This window comes from Paenibacillus sp. FSL P4-0184, assembly GCF_038004625.1.
Classification (GTDB): domain Bacteria; phylum Bacillota; class Bacilli; order Paenibacillales; family Paenibacillaceae; genus Paenibacillus_AQ.
This window is the reverse complement of sequence record NZ_JBBORN010000001.1, coordinates 1262767-1283587: the sequence shown is the minus strand read 5'-3', so window position 1 is coordinate 1283587 and position 20821 is coordinate 1262767. Positions and strand designations below refer to the sequence as shown.

Annotated in this window: 14 protein-coding genes; all 14 read left to right on the top strand. The window is 49.0% G+C overall.

Annotated elements, in window-relative coordinates:
* Window position 1 precedes the first annotated feature (1 nt).
* The 14 genes from MKY52_RS05455 (at window position 2) to gcvPB (ending at window position 20768) form a co-directional block, all read left to right on the top strand.
* Window positions 2-1114, top strand: a complete 1113-nt coding sequence (locus MKY52_RS05455) for a DUF917 domain-containing protein (RefSeq protein ID WP_038568756.1) — start codon at window positions 2-4, stop codon at window positions 1112-1114.
* Entirely contained in the window at window positions 1114-2694 is a 1581-nt protein-coding gene (locus MKY52_RS05450) for a hydantoinase/oxoprolinase family protein (RefSeq protein WP_339800461.1), read from the top strand. The genes MKY52_RS05455 and MKY52_RS05450 overlap by 1 nt, the downstream gene beginning before the upstream one ends.
* Before the next feature lie 119 nt (window positions 2695-2813).
* Entirely contained in the window at window positions 2814-3659 is an 846-nt protein-coding gene (locus MKY52_RS05445; RefSeq protein ID WP_341050282.1) for a TolB family protein, read from the top strand.
* A gap of 61 nt (window positions 3660-3720) precedes the next feature.
* Window positions 3721-5418 carry a hypothetical protein gene (locus tag MKY52_RS05440; protein ID WP_341050280.1) on the top strand — a complete coding sequence of 566 codons (1698 nt, stop codon included), beginning with the start codon at window positions 3721-3723 and terminating at the stop codon, window positions 5416-5418.
* A gap of 279 nt (window positions 5419-5697) precedes the next feature.
* Complete coding sequence (locus MKY52_RS05435; protein ID WP_341050279.1) at window positions 5698-7404, top strand: amylo-alpha-1,6-glucosidase; 1707 nt, start codon at window positions 5698-5700, stop codon at window positions 7402-7404.
* A gap of 139 nt (window positions 7405-7543) precedes the next feature.
* Window positions 7544-9292 (top strand): cache domain-containing sensor histidine kinase, encoded by a 1749-nt coding sequence (locus MKY52_RS05430; protein ID WP_341050277.1) that lies wholly within the window; start codon window positions 7544-7546, stop codon window positions 9290-9292.
* Window positions 9270-10490, top strand: a complete 1221-nt coding sequence (locus tag MKY52_RS05425) for a response regulator transcription factor (RefSeq protein WP_341050275.1) — start codon at window positions 9270-9272, stop codon at window positions 10488-10490. The genes MKY52_RS05430 and MKY52_RS05425 overlap by 23 nt, the downstream gene beginning before the upstream one ends.
* A gap of 157 nt (window positions 10491-10647) precedes the next feature.
* Window positions 10648-11871, top strand: a complete 1224-nt coding sequence (locus tag MKY52_RS05420; RefSeq protein WP_445671012.1) for an ABC transporter substrate-binding protein — start codon at window positions 10648-10650, stop codon at window positions 11869-11871.
* A 62-nt stretch (window positions 11872-11933) separates the two neighbouring features.
* Complete coding sequence (locus MKY52_RS05415; RefSeq protein ID WP_341053343.1) at window positions 11934-12887, top strand: carbohydrate ABC transporter permease; 954 nt, start codon at window positions 11934-11936, stop codon at window positions 12885-12887.
* A complete protein-coding gene (locus MKY52_RS05410) occupies window positions 12884-13696 on the top strand; it encodes a carbohydrate ABC transporter permease (RefSeq protein ID WP_076286144.1) in 813 nt (270 codons plus the stop codon). The genes MKY52_RS05415 and MKY52_RS05410 overlap by 4 nt, the downstream gene beginning before the upstream one ends.
* A gap of 78 nt (window positions 13697-13774) precedes the next feature.
* Complete coding sequence (locus MKY52_RS05405) at window positions 13775-16930, top strand: glycoside hydrolase family 2 TIM barrel-domain containing protein (RefSeq protein WP_341050273.1); 3156 nt, start codon at window positions 13775-13777, stop codon at window positions 16928-16930.
* A gap of 14 nt (window positions 16931-16944) precedes the next feature.
* Window positions 16945-17727, top strand: a complete 783-nt coding sequence (locus tag MKY52_RS05400; RefSeq protein ID WP_341050272.1) for an SDR family NAD(P)-dependent oxidoreductase — start codon at window positions 16945-16947, stop codon at window positions 17725-17727.
* 54 nt (window positions 17728-17781) lie between these two features.
* On the top strand, window positions 17782-19182 hold the full coding sequence (gcvPA, locus tag MKY52_RS05395) for an aminomethyl-transferring glycine dehydrogenase subunit GcvPA (RefSeq protein WP_341050271.1): 1401 nt from the start codon (window positions 17782-17784) through the stop codon (window positions 19180-19182).
* Between the two features lie 26 nt (window positions 19183-19208).
* Window positions 19209-20768: an aminomethyl-transferring glycine dehydrogenase subunit GcvPB gene (gene gcvPB, locus MKY52_RS05390; protein ID WP_076286148.1), complete on the top strand. Its 1560-nt coding sequence runs from the start codon at window positions 19209-19211 to the stop codon at window positions 20766-20768.
* Window positions 20769-20821 lie beyond the last annotated feature (53 nt).

Here is a 20821-nt window from a genome sequence, read left to right as displayed (position 1 = left end):
CATGAGAAATCACAAACTAACAGAATTAAATGAACAAGCGGTGCAATACATTGCTGTTGGTGCAGCCGTTCTTGGAACAGGCGGGGGCGGTGACCCGCATATTGGTAAATTGATGGCGATGGAAGCCATTCGCAAATATGGTCCTGTTCGTTTAGTAAGTCCTGAGGATCTGGAGGACGATGCATTGGTTGTTCCTATATCCATGATTGGCGCACCTACAGTTATGAATGAGAAGATTCCTTCGATTCAGCAAATGATCAAGCCTTTGGATATGATTGAGAAAGAGCTTGGACGCAAGGTGAGCGCCATTATGCCGATTGAGGTTGGTGGCGGTAACTCTCTGGTTCCCGTAATTACGGCTGCGGAACGCAATATTCCTATCGTAGATGCGGATGCCATGGGACGGGCTTTTCCAGAATCGCAGATGGTGACGTTCTACTTGGACGGTATTGACTGCAGTCCGATTACGATGGCAGATGAACGCGGCAACGGTGTGCTTATGCATGCGATCGACGGTGTTTGGGAAGAGCGGATGGCGCGTGCGGTTACGATTCAAATGGGCGGATCAGCTTCGATTTGTGATTATCCGGTAACTGGAGCGCAGGTAAAGCAAAGTGCAATCCCACATACCTTGACACTTGCGTATGAAATCGGAAAAACATTGTTCGAGTCCAAGGAATTGAAGCAGAATCCAATTGAAATGCTGCTGAAGCAGCTGAATGGATATGCGTTGTTCCAGGGCAAGGCAGTAGACATTCGCCGTCGTACAGAAGGCGGATTTACACGCGGTGAAGCGATCTTCGAAGGTACAGATGCTAAAAAGGGACGTACGATGACTTTGTTCTTCCAGAATGAGTTCCTTCTTGCCACAGAAGATGGACATTCAATTGCTATTACTCCTGACCTGATCTCTGTGCTTGACCAGGATACCGGTATGCCAATCACGACTGAGAATTTGAAATACGGTGCCCGGGTGAGTGTGGTTGGTTTCCCTTGTGATCCGAAATGGCGTTCACCAAAGGGCCTCGAGACGGTAGGTCCACAATATTTTGGCTATGATGCACCTTATGTTCCAATTGAACAATTGGCAGCAGAGAAAGGGGGAGCAGAGTAATGTCTCATACGAATGTAAACAACATGGAAGAAATATACCGCATTGGGATTGATGTCGGCGGGACAAATACAGATGCAGCCTTGCTCGACTCCAAGCTAAACACCATTCATACGATAAAAGTGCATACCACACGTGATGTGAATGAAGGCATTACTGAATCCATCCGTCGTTTGTTAGCAGAGAGTAGTGTGAATCCGGCGCAGATTCGTTATGCAATGCTCGGAACTACGCACTGTACGAATGCTATTGTAGAGCGCAAGCACTTGGGGAAAGTCGGCTTGATTCGAATCGGGGCACCGGCAACAACTGCGGTTCCTCCACTTGCGGATTGGGACGATACACTTAAGGCAACGGTTTGCCCACATGCTTATGTTGTTCATGGTGGATATGAATATGATGGCCGCACGATTGTTGAAATGGATGAAGAAGAGATTCTAGACTGCTTTTTGAAAATGAAGGGTGAAGTCGAAGCGGTTGCGATCTGTGGTGTGTTCTCCCCAGTGAATACTTCGCAGGAGAAACGAGTCGAAGAACTTGCGAAGCAAGTACTTGGCGCAGATATGCCTGTGACGTTGTCTCATGAGATTGGAAGTATTGGATTGCTCGAGCGTGAGAACGCGTCGTTGCTGAACGGCGCATTACTTAACGTCATTGCTGGAGTCGTAAAGGGCTTCGAAGAGGCGCTTCACACTTATGGAATTGATGCGAGCCTATACATCTGTCAGAACGATGGAACACTGATGTACAGTGAATATGCGCTTCGTTACCCGATTCTGACGATTGCTTGCGGTCCGACGAATTCCATTCGGGGCGCGGCACACTTGTCAGGTCTTAATGATGCACTTGTTGTTGATATCGGTGGCACCACGACAGATATCGGCGTCCTGATGCAAGGCTTCCCGCGTCAATCCTCCGCTGCGGTTGAGATTGGCGGAATTCGCACGAACTTCCGCATGCCGGATATCTTATCGATCGGGATCGGCGGCGGTACAATCGTTCGCTTGGATGAAACGCAGGATCAGGTAACAGTGGGTCCGGATAGCGTGGGGTACGAGCTATTGAAGCGCGGCCTCATCTTTGGTGGTGATACGCTCACAGCAACCGATGTGGCGGTGAAGCTTAATCGATACGAGTGGAAAGATGCGCAGACTGAGGCACTTGATGAATCGATCTGCAAGAGAGCAGATGAGATCATTACGCGGGATATCGAGGAAGCGATTGATCGGATGAAGACAAGCTCAGATCCTGTTGACGTCATTTTGGTCGGTGGCGGAAGTATTCTTGTGGCAGACAAGCTTGAAGGTGTATCACGGATTGTAAGACCGGATCACTATGATGCTGCGAATGCGATTGGCGCTGCGTTAGGTGAGGTGAGCGGGGAGACAGAGCGGATTTATTCCCTGGACGAAATGTCTTATGATGAAGCTAAGGAAGATGCCCGCAGCCATGCAATAGAGCAAGCTGTTCTAGCCGGTGCAGATCGCAATACCGTTCAGATCGTATTGTCTGAGGATATTCCGATTGCATACTTGCCGGGCAATGCCTTGCTGGTAAAAGTAAAAGCGGCTGGACGTTTATAAGATGATTATGGATCTGCCTTGAGGAGTGAACTCTTCGAGGCGGATTTTTTTTAGAAAGGGGATTAAGAATAGCTGTCGAAGTGGGTTATGTACATATTTTAACGATGGGAGAGAGGACAATGAAAGTGATTAGCACATTAGAAATCGTAGATGTACAGACTGGGGAGCGTACTGCGCTCCGCTCATTTGATTATTTAATCGAGGCACCCAATTGGACCAGCGATGGTAAGCGTCTTATTTATAATAGTCGAGGTTGTCTCTATTCGTTCGACATCACATCCTGTGAGCTTGTTCAAATTGACTCGGGGTTTGCTGCGGAATGTAATAACGATCATGTTCTGTCTTTTGACAACACTAAGATCGCAATTAGTCACCATACGAAAGAAGATGGTAAATCTCGTATATATATTCTTCCCATGGAGGGTGGCGAACCGGTTCTAGTTACACCGAATGCTCCAAGTTATTTGCATGGTTGGTCTCCAAACGGTGCTGAGTTAGCTTACTGTGCTGAGCGCAATGGTCAGTATGATATTTATACCATTCCAGTAGACGGGGGAGTAGAGGTACAACTGACAGATTCGCCTGGGCTGGATGATGGGCCTGAATATTCACCAGATGGGGGATATATATGGTTCAACTCGGTGCGTACAGGGCTGATGCAGATATGGCGAATGAATGCCGATGGCACTGAGCAAACACAGATGACTTTTGATGAGAGTAATAACTGGTTCCCGCATGTATCGCCAGATGGTCAGAAGATTGCCTACCTGAGTTACCGCAAAGGAGATGTAGATCCTGGCGATCACCCCGCGAATAAGGATGTTGAGATTCGATTGATGGCAAGCACGGGAGGAGATTATCGCACACTAGTACAATTGTTTGGAGGACAAGGTACGATTAACGTGAATTCGTGGTCTCCGGATAGTAAGCGCTTGGCGTTTGTAAGTTATGTAGTGGAGGAATAGGAATAAAATACCGATAAAAATTATAGTGTTTTTATTTATATATAAATGGGGGAAAAGTTGGATGAAGAGGATTTTTAGTGTTTTGCTAATTGTATTACTGGTTATACCTGCGCTCGGCACTACAACCTTTGCGAGCAGTACGGTGAAGGCTAAGGTAACCGAGAGCAGTACATATTTTGACGGAGAACAAAGGGACCTGAACGGATTCAATATCTCGAACAACAATTATTTCCGGCTGCGCGATGTAGCGGAGTATTTCTCGGGAACAGCCAGTCAATTTGATATCACTTGGAATAAAGCAAACAATGCGATAGAGATCATAACCGGGCAAGCCTATACTCCCGAAAAGAAAGCTAGCAGCAACTACTATAGTCGCAATAGAAATTATTCAGCTACGCTGTCGACCTCTAAAGTGCTAGTGAACGGACAGCTACAGTCGATTACGGCGTACAATATTGACGAGAATAACTATGTTCAGTTGCGAGATTTGGCCGGGAAAATTCCATTTGATATCGAATATGACGTTCAGTCTGATCGTATATCGTTGTTCTCCAAAATTCCAGATCACGCGTACCGGGTGAAGACGGCGGTGAAAACCGAAAGTAACGCTGTATCTTCTTATTTTCCCAGATGGAAAAGTACGGCCACTTCCTATCTCGTGAATAATAATGACGGGACTGTAAGTGTCCTTGAGGCGAATAAGGAAGTTACGATTGAATCATATAATGAGAAGTTTGAACTAACTGGAAATAAGAGTATCCCTTTTGAGCTTCCGATATTTGGTGGTTTCTATAGTGGGGAGAAGTATAACTATATTGCTTTTGGACAAGAGAATCGCGAAGAGAATGATAGCAAAGAAGTGATTCGTATTGTCCGTTATGATAAAACCTTCAATAGAGTAGATAGTGTCTCCATTAAGGGTGGCGAGAGTTATACGGTTAGCCCTTTTGATTCTGGCTCTGGTAGTATGGCCGAGGCTGGTGATACGCTTGTATTCCACACTTCACGTACAAGGTACACGACAGAAGATAAACTAAATCATCAATCCCAGCTGACCATTATCGTGAATACCCAAACAATGACCGTGACGAATGATCTGGGAAGATTCCAGAAGAATCATGTCAGCCACTCTTTTGATCAATATGTATTGTTTGATGGTGCTACGCATGTTCTAGTGGATCATGGTGATGCCTATCCTCGTTCGATTGTGCTGAATAAAGGAAATGGAACCAGCTATAACGAGGTAGACCTGTTTAATATTCCCGGCAAAATCGGAGCGAACACCACAGGCGTTTCTATAGGCGGATTTGAGATGTCTTCGGCGAACTATATTGTCGCTATGAATACGATTGACCATTCGCTTGTCAAAGAATATACTTCTTTTGAGATGGTGGGACTAGAGAAGGATCAGAGAGATATCGTTCTTAGTGTTCTGCCAAAAGCCAACCTGTCTAGCACAGCGGTGAACCACATCACCTTGGCTAAATATGTTGGTACGAACCAGATCGCTTCCATCCCTAAACTAGTAAAAATCACGGACGACAAAATGATGGTGCTGTGGCAGGAGTTTGATAAAGAGAATCATCCGGGTGACGTGAAATATGTTCTTATAGATGGAGAGGGTGCAACCACTGGGGGTATCCAAACGATTAAGAACTTTGTACTATCAGAAAGCAGCCCTATTGTTAGCGGCGACAAAATTGTATGGTATACCAACAACAAAGGATCCAGACTATTTTATTCGATCCCATTAAATTAAATTACCAGCAAAAGGTTATCCCGTTAATGCCTACATAAGGTATTACGGATAACCTTTTTTTCTACCAAACTCATATGCCGTTTCCCTATCGACATGCTCGTTTACAAAGACGTGCTAACATTTGTACCCCTGATCATCTAACAAAAAGACACCCGTGTACGCCTCAGACTTCTCACTCCAACAATATGACTCCCCATCGCTAACACCTGTCTGTTTCGTATTTCTGACGCCTTGGATAAACTGAAAGCGCATACTTCCTTTGGAAAGGAGTCCAACGATATGAACTTTAATCTTAACACGGTACCCTTCAGCCGAAGAGGCACCTTTCTGGCTATTTCTGAACTACCTGAATCGGATGTCAGGGCGGAGGGACTTTACTTACGGACCGTGCGTGGTGGGGATGATAAATTTGGTGAAGCTTTTCAAATTGAACTGCTGGACGAGAGTAATCAGTATATTCCGTACGAGGCTAAGGCAGAGCCTGCACTGCTTCGTTTGAATACGGATATCGACAATATCTATGCGGAGATCTGTATTACAGATGGCCGTACGGTCCGTTTCAAGAGCAGAGGATGTGGCATTCGCCTCACCTTCCGTACCTCGGCCTACGATTATGCTTATGAGCACAGCGCAGGCAGCTTTGAAGTAAACAGCTTCACCCATGAATGCCGGTTCATGCTCACCCGGTTAACCGGGGCTCTCCGGATGGAGGTACCTTGGGACAAAATTAAAAGTTCCCGCATTGTGGCGGAGTTCACCCCCGAAGCGGGTAAGGAAATTGCCGAGTTCGCGGTGGAAGAATTCCGCACGGTATGGGAACGGCGTGATGCCTGGACACCATGGGAGGAAGTGGTACTAGCGGTGCAACAGGAATATGACCAGTGGCTGGGTGCCAGCTTGACCGTTCCCGAACGCTGGCAAGACGGCCGTGAACTGGCGGCTTATATTACCTGGTCCTGTCTGGTTCCCGCGGAAGGATGTTTGACCCGGCCAGCAATGTATATGTCGAAGAACTGGATGACGAATATTTGGAGCTGGGATCACTGCTTCAATGCGATGGCTCTGGTCAGACATCACCCGGAGCTGGCCTGGGACCAGTTTATGATTTTCTTCGACCGCCAGGATGAGAGTGGCCTGATTCCGGACTTTATCAACGACAAGTACGAGCTTTGGAACTGCAACAAACCGCCTATTCATGGCTGGACGCTGGCCTGGATGATGCAGCGGACGGATTATATTAAGGAATCCCATCTTCGTGAAGTGTATGGGCCCTTGAGCAAGTGGACGAACTGGTGGTTCCATTACCGGGATAACGACAAGGACGGTATACCACAGTACAATCATGGAAACGATTCGGGTTGGGACAACAGTACTGCCTTTAATAACGGGATTCCGGTGGAGAGTCCGGATCTGGCAGCATTTTTAATCTTGCAGATTGAACTGCTTGCCGAAATTGCCGGGCTTCTGGGGCTTACCGACGAAAGCACCGCATGGAGACGATTAGGCGAGGAGACCCTGGAGAAAATGCTACGTCATTTCTGGAAGGATGGAAGGTTCACCGCTTGCCGTTCTGGAACTCACGAAGCATCCGACGGCGACAGCCTGCTGCTCTTCGTGCCCATTCTGCTTGGCAAGCGGCTGCCGGAGCAAATCCTGCGCGCACTGCTGGATGGCCTGCGGGATGAGAGCCGCTTCTTGACGCCGAACGGCTGGGCTACAGAGAGTGTGAAGAGCCCTTACTACACGCCGGATGGCTATTGGCGGGGCCCGATTTGGGCGCCATCAACCATGTTGCTCGTGGAAGGTGTGGCCGCGGCGGGGGATGTTGAACTGGCAAGCGAGGTAGCCCGCCGATTCTGCAATATGCTGAACAAGAGTGGCATGGCCGAGAACTTCGATGCCCTGACGGGTCAAGGCCTTCGCGACAGGGCATTTACTTGGACCTCAAGTGTCTTTTTAATCCTAGGGCACGAGTATACAACTTAAAAACATACGGGCACTTCCTCCTGGTCAAGATCGGCGTGAGGGGAAGTGCTTTCCCATTTTCCGAGATATTCCCGAGTGTGCCAGTCCGTGCTACACTTCAACTATAAAAATGAAATTTATAAGGCGGGGATGAGAAGTCATGTGGAGTTATTTCTTTAAGAAGTTATATCATCGCTTCTCTATTCGCTCTTATTTCAGCATCCGGACTAAGTTGCTCTTTTGCTTTCTTATTGTCGCGATTATTCCGCTACTGTCACTGGGAGCCTTGAACTATTATCAATCCGCTATAGTCATCAACTCTCAATTCGGGAAATACGGGGAGAACACCGTGGCTCAACTTGATCAGCAGATTAGCTCCGCTTTGAACCGGATGAATCAGACGACAGGAACAATCTATTCGTATCTCCTTGATCCTGCACGGGTGGGACTAGGTGATCACGTTCCAACTACGTATCAGGAGATTATGGATAAAGATGACTTCGAGGCGCTGCTTAAATCACTTAAGACGGATCTGACAAGAGGTATTTATCTGATTACCCGCTCTGGCTATTACTATGGAGAGAATAATCTGGATGTCAGTAAGCTTAATGATATCCCCGCCTGGCGGGCCATTACTTATTCATCCAGAGGACCCTATTGGCTGGGCTTCTATCCTATGAATCATGGCATGGAAGCTTCGGATACCGGAGAACCTATACTGGGGCTCGCTGTACGGATTAATAATCCGGCTGGAGCCCAGCATGGAAGCACGATCTTAATAGAAGAGAATGCGCAGGTTCTGCTAGATATGTTCCATATGTTTGAGGAAGATACCAAAGCGCATTTAACGATAACTGGTTCTGAAGGGCAACCCATTTACCAGTCAGAATCTCCATTCACTCCAGATGATAGTGACGTGGTGTGGAATAGGACACTGGCAGCCAACGCGTGGAAGATTGAAGCAAGGCTGCCGGCCAAAGCATTTTATTTTTCCTCGAGCCTGATCCGCTCCAACACAGTACTTGTAGCCATTGTTTCATGTCTGCTTGCCTTTGGGTTAGCTTATATATTCTCTTCGAAATTCACAGCTCGAATTCGCAGGCTGAAAGACTCGATGCAGAAGGTCAGCTTTGGCAAGCTACACACGAGGACCCTGGTGGAAGGCAAGGATGAACTCGGCAGCCTGGATACCAGCTTCAACCGTATGGTGGGGGGAATTCAATCCCTTGTGCAGGAAGTGGAGCAGAGTGAGCGGCTGAAGAAGGAGGCCGAGCTTAAGGCATTCCACTACCAAATTAATCCACACCTGCTCTTCAATACGCTGAATTCTATCCAGTGGAAGGCAAGGCTCCAAGGGGCAGAGGATATCCGCCAGATGCTCTATCATCTGACGATGGTGCTCGAAGGTAATCTGGATATCTCTCAGGAGTTGATCACGTTAGGCCGTGAACTCCGCATGATTGAGCATTTTCTGAAAATACAAGAGATCCGTTACGGGTCCGCATTCAGTTATGAACAGACCTGTGACGAAGAGCTTAAACCGTATCTGATTCCCCGTATGACCCTTCAACCGCTCTTCGAGAATATCTTTTTTCATGGATTTGAAGATGGGAAGGGTAACATCTCGTTAAGTGTACGGGAGGAAGGCGAGCATCTGTTGTTAACATTGTCTGATGACGGTGCAGGGATCACTGAAGAGAAGCTGAAGGCGCTTATGCGTGCAAAGCCGGAAAGCAAACCGCAGGGACGCGGAGGACTCGGCGTTCAGAACGCGAATCAGAAGTTCAAGCTTCATTTCGGACAGCAGTATGGCTTGACGGTGCATTCTACGAAAGGTGAAGGCACTACTATCGTAATTCGGTGGCCCAAGAAGGAGGAGAGTCCGCATGGAGACAACCAAGACCATTAAAGTGTTAATTGCAGATGATGAGAGTATCGTGCGTAAAGGACTTCGCTCTACAATTCCTTGGCATAAGTATGGGATGGAAGTGGTGGCTGATGCGCCGAACGGCCTTAAAGCCTGGGAGGCCTATCAGATTCACCTGCCTCAAATAGTGATTACCGATATCGTCATGCCGGAGATGAATGGGATTGAACTGTTACGCAAAGTTAAAGAGGTCGATAAGGATACCCGGATTATTCTGCTGAGCTGTCACCGTGACTTCGAATTTGCTCAGCAGGGAATTAAGCTTGGGGCTTCAGGATATCTGCTTAAGACGGCCTTTGAAGATGAAGAGCTGGAAGGAATGCTGGAGAAGTTCCAGAGGGAGCTGACATCGTCTGCTCCCGTAGCGGATGCTGAAACAAGCGAAATCTATGGAGAACGGCTGGGCTCTCTCTTGTTTGCCTGGCAGAGTGGACACAGCAGCAAATTTGTTGACGAAATAGATAAGCTCATTAGGGAGAAGCTGCCGCTGAATAGGGAACCCTTGTACATTTATCTGATCAAGACCTGTGGATGCGATTGTACTTACCTGGAGCTCGTCAAGCTTAATGAGGATGAGAATAGCCGGATGCCCCACAGCGCATCTGTTATCATCCCTTACGGTGAGGACCTTTGCTACTGGATTGTACCTGGTGACGAGCTGGAGATTGCGGACAGTCTGCTCGTTCAGATGAAAAGCCAAATCGAGAAGCTGAAATGGGCTAAGAGAGGACCGCTGGGCAACGCTGAAGATTTAAGCAAGGCCTTCATGGCGCTTCACAAGGAAGCGGAAGTGGAGAAGCTGCATGGTATTTCGTCTCAGGACTGGCCTGAACCGATCTGGAAGGCCGTGAAGCTTCTGCACGAGAACCCTGGAGCGGATTGGTCGGTTAGCGATTTGGCGAGCCAGGTGGGACTTAGCCGAAGCCATTTCTCGATCTTATTTAAGAAGACGGTTGGCGACAGCTTTGTGGCTTTTCAATATAAAAGGAAGCTTAAGCTTGCCAAGGCATTGCTGCGGGATACGCAGTTGACGATGCAGGATATTGCGGAGCGGACAGGGCTGGGCGACAGTAAATATTTCAGCAAATGGTTCAAGCGCTGCACGGGTCAGACGCCTAGTTATTACCGCATACAACAAAAAGACGCCGTGATTCGAACAGATGGACACCCCGATCTGTAAATCGAACAAAAGTACGCAAACATTCGAATAGATATCGGTTTTGAACCGCTTTCATAAAAGTTAAGATGAAAGCGGTTCAATTATTATTACCTCATTCAAAGGGGAGGCTGCCACAGTGAAAAAGAAAATTTCTCTTATTGTACTTGCCACTACGTTAATGGCAACTATGGTCACAGCTTGCGGGGGGAACAGTGAGCCTTCATCATCCACAGGTGCTGCAGGCTCAGGAGAGACGAAGACGCTTCGTTTTGCGACATGGGATACCGGAGACGCGCTCAAGATTGAGCAAGACATCGCTAAGAAATTCGAAGCAGCCCATCCGGGCACGAAGGTTCAGGTAGAGGCTTATGCAGACGGTTTTGACCAGAAGCTTGCCGCCGGATTCGGGGCAACCAATCCGCCAGATGTGATGTATATGTGGGATTTCCCGACCTATCATCAATCTTTGGAACCACTGGACAGCTATTCGAGCAAAGATAAAGAATTGAACATCGAAGATTTCTATCCGGGATTGTTCAACTATGGCAAAATTGACGGCAAGCTATATGGCATTCCGGCAGGGTTCACCACACGCGTGGTCTATTACAACAAGAAGTTGTTCGATGATGCCAAGATCCCTTATCCGAAGGATGGATGGACATGGAAGGAGTTCCAGGACATCGCGGCCAAGCTCAGCGATAAGTCGAAGAAGCAGTACGGGTTCGGGGTTCGCGCTGAGAACGATACGTATGACCTCCAGAGCTTCGTATGGAGCAACGGAAGCTCATTCATCTCTGATGACGGGAAAACGATTGAAGGATTTATGAACAGCAAAGAGACAGCTGAATCCATCCAGATGCTCGGCGACATGGTCAAGAACGGCTCGGCTGTGCTGACCGGGGGCAAAGGCCAGCAGAGCGGAGATGACATTTTTAAAGCAGGTAAAATCGCTATGTGGGAGAGCGGTATCTGGCCGTTGGAATCGTTCAAGACGGCAGGCATAAATGTAGGTACGGTCGAAATCCCAGCGTTCCCGGGCAAACCGGTCAAAGGGGTGCTTGCGGAGTCCGCGTTGTCCATCGCCAAGGATTCGAAGCAGAAAGATCTAGCATGGGAATTCGTGAAATTCTATGTGTCTAATGATTCGATCAAGATGCGTGTGGCGGATCTGCCTGTAAGGGTCAGTGTTGTAAACGAGCTGAAGAAAGATCAGGACCCGCTCTATAAACCGTATTACACGATGCTGGAACGTTCCAGCAATACACCTGCGTTCCTGCTCAATCCGAAATGGAATGAAGTGAACCGCCAGCTCTCTGCTGCGGTGGAAGCGGTTATGCACGGCAGCAATGCCCAGGAAGTGCTGAATCAAGCTGTTAAAGATAGTCAACGTTATTTGAAATAACACATTTACAGAAAGAAGGTTAAGAGATGGCTCAGACCTTTCTGCATCAAGCAGGGGAGCCTATGGCCCAGCTCAAGCCTACACGAAAACGTAGTTGGGGTAGGACTGTTCCCTACCTCTTCATTTTTCCTTGGATCTTCGGATTCCTCGTGTTCACCTTGGGGCCATTGTTATTTTCCCTTATCATCTCTTTTTTTGATTGGCCGATTGTCGGCGAAGTACACTTTATCGGGTTTGGCAATTATGCGGAAATGTTTACGGATGACCCGTTATTCTGGACCTCACTCGGGGTCACCCTCAAATTTGCAGCTCTGTTCGTTCCATTGAACATCATTGTGGCGCTTGGGCTTGCGATTCTCTTGAATCAGAAGACACGGGGCAGTGCTATATTCCGAACCGCCTTTTATATTCCCTCCGTTATATCCGGTGTCGCTCTGGCTATGATCTGGTCGTGGGTGTACAGCGGTGATTACGGGATTCTGAATTACTTCCTGTCCCTGATCGGTATTCAGGGCCCTGATTGGCTCAACGATAAGCAATGGTCATTAGTAGCGATGGTGGTCGCAAGTCTCTGGGGACAAGGCTCGATGATGCTGATCTTTCTGGCTGGCCTCAAAGGGATTCCGAGAGATCTTTATGAATCCGCTTCCATTGATGGGGCAGGTAAGCTCAGACAATTCTTCAGTGTGACGATTCCGATGATCACTCCGACGATTTTATTCAACTTAATTACATCCATCATTGCAGCCTTCCAGCAGCTGACTCTGGCTTTATTGCTGACCGGAGGTGGTCCAATGAAAGCAACCTATTTTTATGCCATGTACATGTATGAGAATGCGTTTAAGTATTTCAAAATGGGATATTCGGCAGCTAACGCCTGGTTCATGTTCCTGATCGTGCTCGGCTTGACCTTTCTTGTGTTCAAATCCTCAGAAGCCTGGGTGTTCTACGAAGGTGAAATGAAGAAGAATCCTCAGGAGAAGCTGAAGGCTCAAGGAAGGAGACGTTCTTTGTGAAGAAAATACTCGTATACGTTCTGCTGCTCTTTTTTTCACTGTTGTTCATAGCTCCGCTGTTCTGGGCGGTTACGACTGCGCTCAAGTCACAGTCCGAGCTGTATCTTTTTCCACCTAAATGGATTCCTTCTGTATGGAAGTTCAGCAATTTTGCAGAGGCGTGGAACATTCAACCTTTCAATATGTTTCTGAAAAACACACTGATTATTACCATCCTGTCGACGTTTGGTCAACTGATTTCATGCACGCTCGTAGCCTATGGATTCGCCAGATTTCAGTTCAAGGGCAGGGACTTTCTGTTCCTGGTTGTATTGGCAACCATGATGATTCCCTGGGAAGTCACTATGATCCCGCAGTATATGCTGTTCAACGTTCTGGGATGGATTAATACGCTCAAAGCTCTTATTGTACCGTCTTTCTTCGGGTCCGCCTATTTCATTTTCCTGCTGCGGCAGTTCATTCTCACCATCCCGCGGGAGCTAGACGAAGCAGCTACAATCGACGGAGCCAATAAGCTGACCGTATTAACACGGATTATTGTCCCGCTGATGGGGCCTTCGCTGATCCTGGTCGCTGTGTTCCAGGTTATGGGATGTTGGAATGATTATCTGGGTCCGCTCATTTTCCTTAACGACCAGACGAAATACACATTGACCCTAGGGCTCTCACAGTTCAAAGGGATGTACGGTGTGGATATGCAGTCCATTATGGCGATTACAGTTCTGATCTCGATTCCGCCGCTGGCAATCTTCTTTTTCGCTCAACGCTACATCGTTGGCGGCATTGCGACTACGGGCATCAAAGGTTGATTCGCCACAGCGGGTTCGGAAATCTAATAACAGCACACAGCGCAGAGTAGAGTAGAGAAAAGAGAGGAGAAATGAACCATGTCACAGCAAACTATCAGGAGGGATTGGGATGATCTTGGCATCCTTCAGCGAGGGCGGGCCAAAAGCCGGGCCTACTTCATCCCCTATTCTGACTGGTCAGGGGCACTAACTTACAATAGGGGAAGCTCCCCCTGGTTCAAATCCTTGAATGGCATATGGAAGTTCAATTATGCAAAAGGGCCAAAGTGGGCTCCGGATTATTTCTACGAGGAGACGTATGATACTTCCGGCTGGGATGAGATTCAGGTTCCGGGGCACTGGCAGCTACAGGGATACGGAACTCCACATTATACGGACCTATATTATCCGTTTCCGGCAGACCCCCCGCATGTGCCTGACGAGAATCCGACAGGCAGTTATGTTAGAGAGTTCATGCTGCCTGAATCCTGGAACGGACGGAATGTCGCCATTAAGTTCGACGGTGTGGATAGTGCGTTTCATATCTGGGTAAACGGCAAACCGGTCGGATACAGTCAGGGCAGCCGCCTAACCTCAGAATTCGATCTCACTCCTTATGTGAAACCGGGCCACAATACTTTAGCGGTTAGAGTGTACCAATGGTCGGACGGCAGTTATCTGGAAGATCAGGATATGTGGTGGATGAGCGGAATTTTTAGAGATGTGTATCTGCTCTCCGAGCCGTCTTCGCTCCGCATTGCCGATTATCGGATTATAACGGAACTGGATGAATCAAGCTGTGATGGGATCTTGTCTGTTCATGTGAACATACAAGGGGAAGCTGATAAACAGGGCAGTCTGCGGCTTGAACTGCTTAAACGAAGTGGTGAATCTGTTGCATGGGCTGAGGATCGGGTTACTGCAGGAAAGAATGTGCAGCTTATAATGCCGGTAGGACAGCCGGAACTGTGGAGTGCGGAATCCCCCAATTTGTACCATCTAAAGATCACTTTGTTGGATGAAAGTGGAGATACGGTAGAGATGACGGCTCAGCGGGTTGGATTCCGCACAGTTGAGGTGCGCGGCGGACAATTCCTGGTGAATGGAAAGGCGATTCAACTCAAAGGAGTCAACCGTCACGACCATCACCCGGATACAGGTCGCACAGTCACCGTCTCCACCATGCTACAGGACATCAAGATGATGAAGCAGCACAATATTAACGCTGTAAGAACCGCGCACTACCCGAATGATCCCCGGTTCTATGATCTGTGTGATGAGTACGGCTTATATGTTATGGAAGAGACCGATCTGGAGACACACGGATTCGAACTGCTAGGCAACATTTCCAGACTCAGCGATGATCCTGCCTGGCAGGAAGCCTACGTGGAGCGCGTTCAGCGAATGGTCGAGCGCGACAAGAATCATCCTTCCGTGATCTTCTGGTCGCTTGGGAATGAGTCCGGCTTCGGCTGCAATTTCCGGGCGATGGCGCAGTGGTGCAGAGAAGCTGACCCAACACGGCTTATTCATTACGAAGAAGATCGCGAAGCTGAGGTCTGTGATGTGATAAGCACGATGTACTCCTCCGTTGAGAAGATGGAAGGCTTCGGTCAGTTGACTGATCATCCGAAGCCGCATATTCTGTGTGAATTCGCGCATGCCATGGGCAACGGCCCCGGTGGATTAAGACCTTATTTTGATACTTTTGACAAGTACGATAGACTGCAGGGCGGCTTTGTGTGGGAATGGATTGACCACGGGCTGAGCTGGAAGACGGCGGATGGGAAGGCTGATTATGCTTATGGCGGGGACTTCGGGGATGTGCCCAATAACAGCAACTTCGTCATAGATGGTCTAGTCCGGCCGGACCGAACGCCATCACCGGGCCTGCTTGAATATAAGAAAATTATCGAGCCGGTTCGGGTCGAGTATATAAGCAGGAACAAGGTTAATGTGATTAACCGCTATGATTTCCTGACACTGGATCACCTATATGCTGATTGGAGCATTACCATGGATGGACGTACCGTTCAAAGCGGGGTTCTTGCACTCCCAGAGATTGAAGTGGGCGGACAGGCAGAAGTGGAGATTCCTTATGACCACAGTCTTGATGCTCTCCTTCGCAGTGAGGATGCGGAACAGTGGCTGAACATCAGCTTCTCGATCGCCGCTGACTGTCTTTGGGCGGAGCAGGGGCATGAAGTGGCTTGGGCTCAGTTTCTAATGCAGGATGAGTTGGGAAATCGTGTTGGCGATAATCATACAGGGCGTTCAGATGACCATTCCAATGCTGCTATCGGGATGAGAAGTCAACAGATCAGGCGGAATCTTCACTGCACAGAAGCTGCTGGGCAGATCATTCTCGCAAATGAGGACTTCCGTATGACCTTTGACACGCGGAGCGGGCGAATCGATTCGCTTCGTCTGAATGGCAAGGAACTAATGAAAGCCGGACCGCGGCTGAATTTCTGGCGTGCGCCGATCGACAATGACATGTATGTGCTACCGGACTGGCGCAAAGCACACCTGGACCGGCTAACAGAACGTGTTGATGAGGTTAGCTGGGCCCGGCTTGACGAAGGGACCATCTGCATCACTGTGAGTTCAAGGATTGCTCCGCCAGTTTTTGATTGGGGTTTCCGGTGTGTAATCACCTATACCGTAACCAGTATAGGGCAAATCACTATGGATGTGCAGGGCACACCGGAGGGGAAACCGCCAGAAATGCTGCCTAAGATTGGACTCCAGATGGAGATTCCGGGCGACATGGATCGAGTGAAGTGGTATGGCCGGGGACCTGGTGAGAATTATTCGGACAGCAAAGAGGCAGGCCGTGTTGGAGTGTACACAGCTTCAATTGATGGACTATTCACTCCATATATATATCCGCAGGAGAATGGGAACCGGATGGATGTCAGATGGATATCGGTCACAGACGCATCCGGACTTGGTCTACTTGCTGCGGGTATTCCGACGCTTGAATTCAGCGCGCGCCGTTATACGGACAAGGATCTTGAAGAGGCACAACATGCAAGCGAGCTTGTTCCGCGTGACTTTGTCACACTGAATCTGGATTACCGGCAGAATGGGCTGGGCAGCAACAGTTGTGGACCTGCCCAGATGCCGAATCATAAGGTAACATCGGAAGCTTTTACATTCCGTATTCTGCTCATTCCGTTTTTATCAGAAGATACCACGCCAGAGTGGCTTGCTAGACAAATGCTGTACGGGTTAACACAATCGCATCAATGAGAGGAGGGGACAGCATGCTCCACACACAGGATGTACTCAATTTAAGCGGAAAGATAGCTGTTGTTACCGGAGGTGCTTCAGGTATTGGCCTTGCTACGGCCGGACTGCTTGCGGATTTCGGAGCACATGTGGTTGTGCTGGACATCAATGTAAGGCAAGGGGAGCAGGCTGTTCATGAGATGAAAGGGCGGGGAAGGGAAGCAAGCTTCCACCGCTGCGATGTCTCCTCTTCGGAGGACTGCAAGCGTGCTGCCTCAGAGATTGAGAACGCGTACGGCAAAGTCGATATTCTGTTCAACAATGCGGGGATTATCCGCCGTAAGACCGTTGTCGAGCTTGAGGAAGCCGACTGGGATCTGGTAATGGATGTATCACTTAAGGGAGTTTATCTACTCTCCAAATATATAATCCCGGTGATGGAGCGCGGAGGCGGTGGCAGTATCATTAATACCGGCTCCGGCTGGGGCCTAAAGGGCGGGGACCGTGCCGCTTCCTACTGTGCAGCCAAGGCTGGAGTGGTCAATCTCACCCGAGCCATGGCTATTGACCACGGTCCCGCGAACATTCGCGTGAACTGCGTGTCCCCAGGCGACACGGATACGCCGCTTTTACGCGATGAAGCCAAGCAGCTTCAACAGGACGAAGCTACTTTCCTCGTAGCCTCTGCTGGGGGACGTCCATTGGAGCGATTGGGTACACCACGTGATATCGCAAATGCGGTATTGTTCCTAGCTAGCGATCTGTCTTCCTGGGTCACCGGAAGCGTACTTGTTGTGGATGGCGGCGGCATTGCCTAACGGTTAAAGAAATAAATACTTTAAATCAACCTTTTAAGGACGGAGGCGTTAACCTTGTCTGAACACAGAACTTATGCCCATCCCTATATCCCGAATACAGCACCGGAAGTCCGTGAGGCAATGCTGAAGGAAATCGGCCTGAGCTCCGTCGACCAGCTGCATGATGCTATTCCAGACAGTCTGAAGCTTAAGCGGGAGATGAATCTTCCTCCAGCTATGAATGAATATGAGCTTCGCCGACATATCGAGGCTCTGCTTGCGAAGAACAAGCATGGCGCCGATTATATCAACTTTCTCGGGGCTGGCTGCTGGCAGCATTTCGTTCCGGCTGTATGCGACGAAATTAATCAGCGCTCGGAGTTCGTGACGGCTTATGCAGGAGAGCCTTACGAAGACCACGGCCGATTTCAGTCCTTGTTCGAGTATCAGAGCCTGATGGCCGAACTCGTCGATATGGACGTAGTTAATGTCCCTACCTTCGACTGGGCACAGGCAGCCTCCACGGCCATCCGAATGGCAGGTCGGATTACAGGCCGCAGGATTGCGCTGCTCTCCAGATCCGTCGATCCGGATAAAGCAAAGATCATTACCAATTACTGTACACCTGTAATGGAGATTAAGTACGTGGAGATTGATCCGGTGACAGGAAAAATAGATTTGGATGATCTGCAGGGCAAGCTTGAGGAAGGAACGGCGGCGTTCTACTTCGAGAATCCAGGTTATCTCGGAATTATTGAGGATCAGGGTGCTGAAATATCTGAGCTTGTGCACGCGGTAAATGCTATCTCTATTGTGGGCGTTGATCCGATCTCCCTTGGCGTACTGGAACCTCCAAGCCGTTATGGCGGTGATATTGTCTGTGGGGATTTGCAGCCGCTGGGCATGCATATGAACTATGGTGGGGGTCAAGCCGGATTCATCGCTACCCGGGATGAAGAGACTTATGTGATGGAATATCCGTCCCGTCTGTTCGGTATTGTTCCTACTGAAGTGGAAGGTGAATATGGCTTCGGTGATGTAGCCTATGAGCGTACATCCTTTGCCCAACGGGAGAAGGGGAAGGAGTCGGTGGGAACACAGACAGCCCTGTGGGGAATTACCGCCGGAGTCTATCTATCCCTGCTTGGACCAGTGGGGATGCAGGAAGTAGGGGAGACCATTATACAGAAATCTCAATATGCGGCGAATAAGCTATGTGCCATTCCCGGGGTCTCTTTGCGCTTTAAAGATACAGCCTTTTTCAAAGAATTTGTCTTAGATTTCAACGAGACTGGAATATCTGTTGCTGAGATTAACAAGCGTCTTTTGGAAGTAGGGATTTTCGGAGGAAAAGATCTATCCTCCGCATATCCCCAGTGGGGACAATGTGCTCTATACTGCGTAACTGAAATTCATATGCAGGCAGATCTGGACCGGCTTGCCTCAGCTATCGAGAACATTGTCTGCAAGAATTAATAGTACAGAAGAGTAGGAGGAAAGCCATGAAACGGATTCGTAGAGATCATAAGGTGCGCCGCTTTCACCAGGCCAAATGGGATGAACCGGTGATCTTCGAGCTTCACCGATCGGGTGAGCGCGGAGTGATCCCGCCGGGCACCGAGGCTGGGATTGCCGAGGTTGTCGGTCAAGGCTCCGCCCGAATTCCATCAGCGATGCGGCGAAAAGAAGCACCGGCGCTGCCAGAGATCGGTCAGGCCAAAGTTCTTAGGCATTATTTAAGACTCTCTCAAGAGACTTTGGGTTCCGACCTTAACGTAGAGATCGGACAGGGGACATGTACGATGAAATATATTCCCCGTATCAATGAAATGCTTATACGTACCCCAAATCTGATGGAACTGCATCCTCTGCAGGATGCTGGATCCGTTCAAGGAATACTGGAAATCTACTATAGGCTGGATCAGGCGATGCGTGAAATATCAGGGATGAATGCTTTCTCGTTCCAGCCAAGCAGTGGCACCCAGGCCTTGCTGGCCATGGCTTCCATTGTACGCGCCTATCATGATTCACGTGGCGAGGGAGAACAGCGGGATGAGATCATTACGACGATCTTTTCACATCCGTCCCAAGCGGCGACCGCAGCTGTTAAAGGATATAAGATTATTACACTGCATCCTGACGAAGACGGATTCCCGGATCTGGAGAAGCTGAAGAATGCCATTTCTGAACGCACGGCGGGTTTCGTCGTGGCCAATCCGGAAGACACAGGTATATACAATCATCGTATCCGTGAGTTCACGGACGTGGTTCATGAAGCAGGAGGAATCTGCTTCTACGATCAGGCGAACGCGAATGGGCTGCTGGGTATCACCCGGGCTAAGGAAGCAGGGTTTGACATGTGCTTCTTCAACCTGCATAAGACCTTTGCCGCACCTCACATGTGCGGAGGGCCGGCTACAGGCGCTCTTGGGGTAACCGATTCCCTTAAGCGTTTCCTGCCCGGTCCGCTTGTTGACTGGGACGGTAGTCGTTATGTCCTTGTAGAGCAAAGCGGTGATAGCATTGGCAAAGTCCGCAGCTTCCACGGCGTGGCCCAGACTGTGCTTCGTTCCTACGCTTGGATTATGAGCCTGGGGCCAGACGGTCTTAAGAATGTGGCCCAAATCGCTGTACTGAATAATAACTACCTGTATCACAAAATTCTGCAAATCCGCGGAGCCAGTGCTCCTTACATCAAAGGTCGACGTCTTGAACAGGTAAGGTACAGCTGGAAGCAGCTTACGGATGAGACTGGGGTAACGACAGAAGACATCACCCGCCGGATGTGTGATTTCGGCCTGCATTATTGGACATCCCATCATCCTTACATCGTTCCGCAGCCGTTCACCCTGGAGCCGACTGAATCTTATTCGAAGGAAGATCTTGATGAATATATCGAGGCGCTGACCCATATTTCGAATGAAGCTTACACGCAGCCGCATATCGTCAAACTAGCTCCGCACAACAGTACCGTTCACCGGAATGTGGAATCTTCTCTTGATGATCCTGCAAAGTGGTGTATTACATGGCGGGCTTATCTAAAGAAGACACAGCCGGAATAGGGCTTGGTCCCTATAATTAAAATATACATTTGAAAGTAGAGGGGCTCCGAATG

What these genes read in the sequence shown, in the direction of transcription:
- MKY52_RS05455 (WP_038568756.1), top strand. Translation starts at nt 2, where the DNA reads ATGAGAAATCACAAACTAACAGAATTAAATGAACAAGCGGTGCAATAC.
- MKY52_RS05420 (WP_445671012.1), top strand. Translation starts at nt 10,648, where the DNA reads ATGGCAACTATGGTCACAGCTTGCGGGGGGAACAGTGAGCCTTCATCA.
- MKY52_RS05400 (WP_341050272.1), top strand. Translation starts at nt 16,945, where the DNA reads ATGCTCCACACACAGGATGTACTCAATTTAAGCGGAAAGATAGCTGTT.
- MKY52_RS05415 (WP_341053343.1), top strand. Translation starts at nt 11,934, where the DNA reads ATGGCCCAGCTCAAGCCTACACGAAAACGTAGTTGGGGTAGGACTGTT.
- MKY52_RS05450 (WP_339800461.1), top strand. Translation starts at nt 1,114, where the DNA reads ATGTCTCATACGAATGTAAACAACATGGAAGAAATATACCGCATTGGG.
- MKY52_RS05425 (WP_341050275.1), top strand. Translation starts at nt 9,270, where the DNA reads ATGGAGACAACCAAGACCATTAAAGTGTTAATTGCAGATGATGAGAGT.
- MKY52_RS05445 (WP_341050282.1), top strand. Translation starts at nt 2,814, where the DNA reads ATGAAAGTGATTAGCACATTAGAAATCGTAGATGTACAGACTGGGGAG.
- MKY52_RS05430 (WP_341050277.1), top strand. Translation starts at nt 7,544, where the DNA reads ATGTGGAGTTATTTCTTTAAGAAGTTATATCATCGCTTCTCTATTCGC.
- gcvPB (WP_076286148.1), top strand. Translation starts at nt 19,209, where the DNA reads ATGAAACGGATTCGTAGAGATCATAAGGTGCGCCGCTTTCACCAGGCC.
- MKY52_RS05440 (WP_341050280.1), top strand. Translation starts at nt 3,721, where the DNA reads ATGAAGAGGATTTTTAGTGTTTTGCTAATTGTATTACTGGTTATACCT.
- MKY52_RS05435 (WP_341050279.1), top strand. Translation starts at nt 5,698, where the DNA reads ATGAACTTTAATCTTAACACGGTACCCTTCAGCCGAAGAGGCACCTTT.
- MKY52_RS05405 (WP_341050273.1), top strand. Translation starts at nt 13,775, where the DNA reads ATGTCACAGCAAACTATCAGGAGGGATTGGGATGATCTTGGCATCCTT.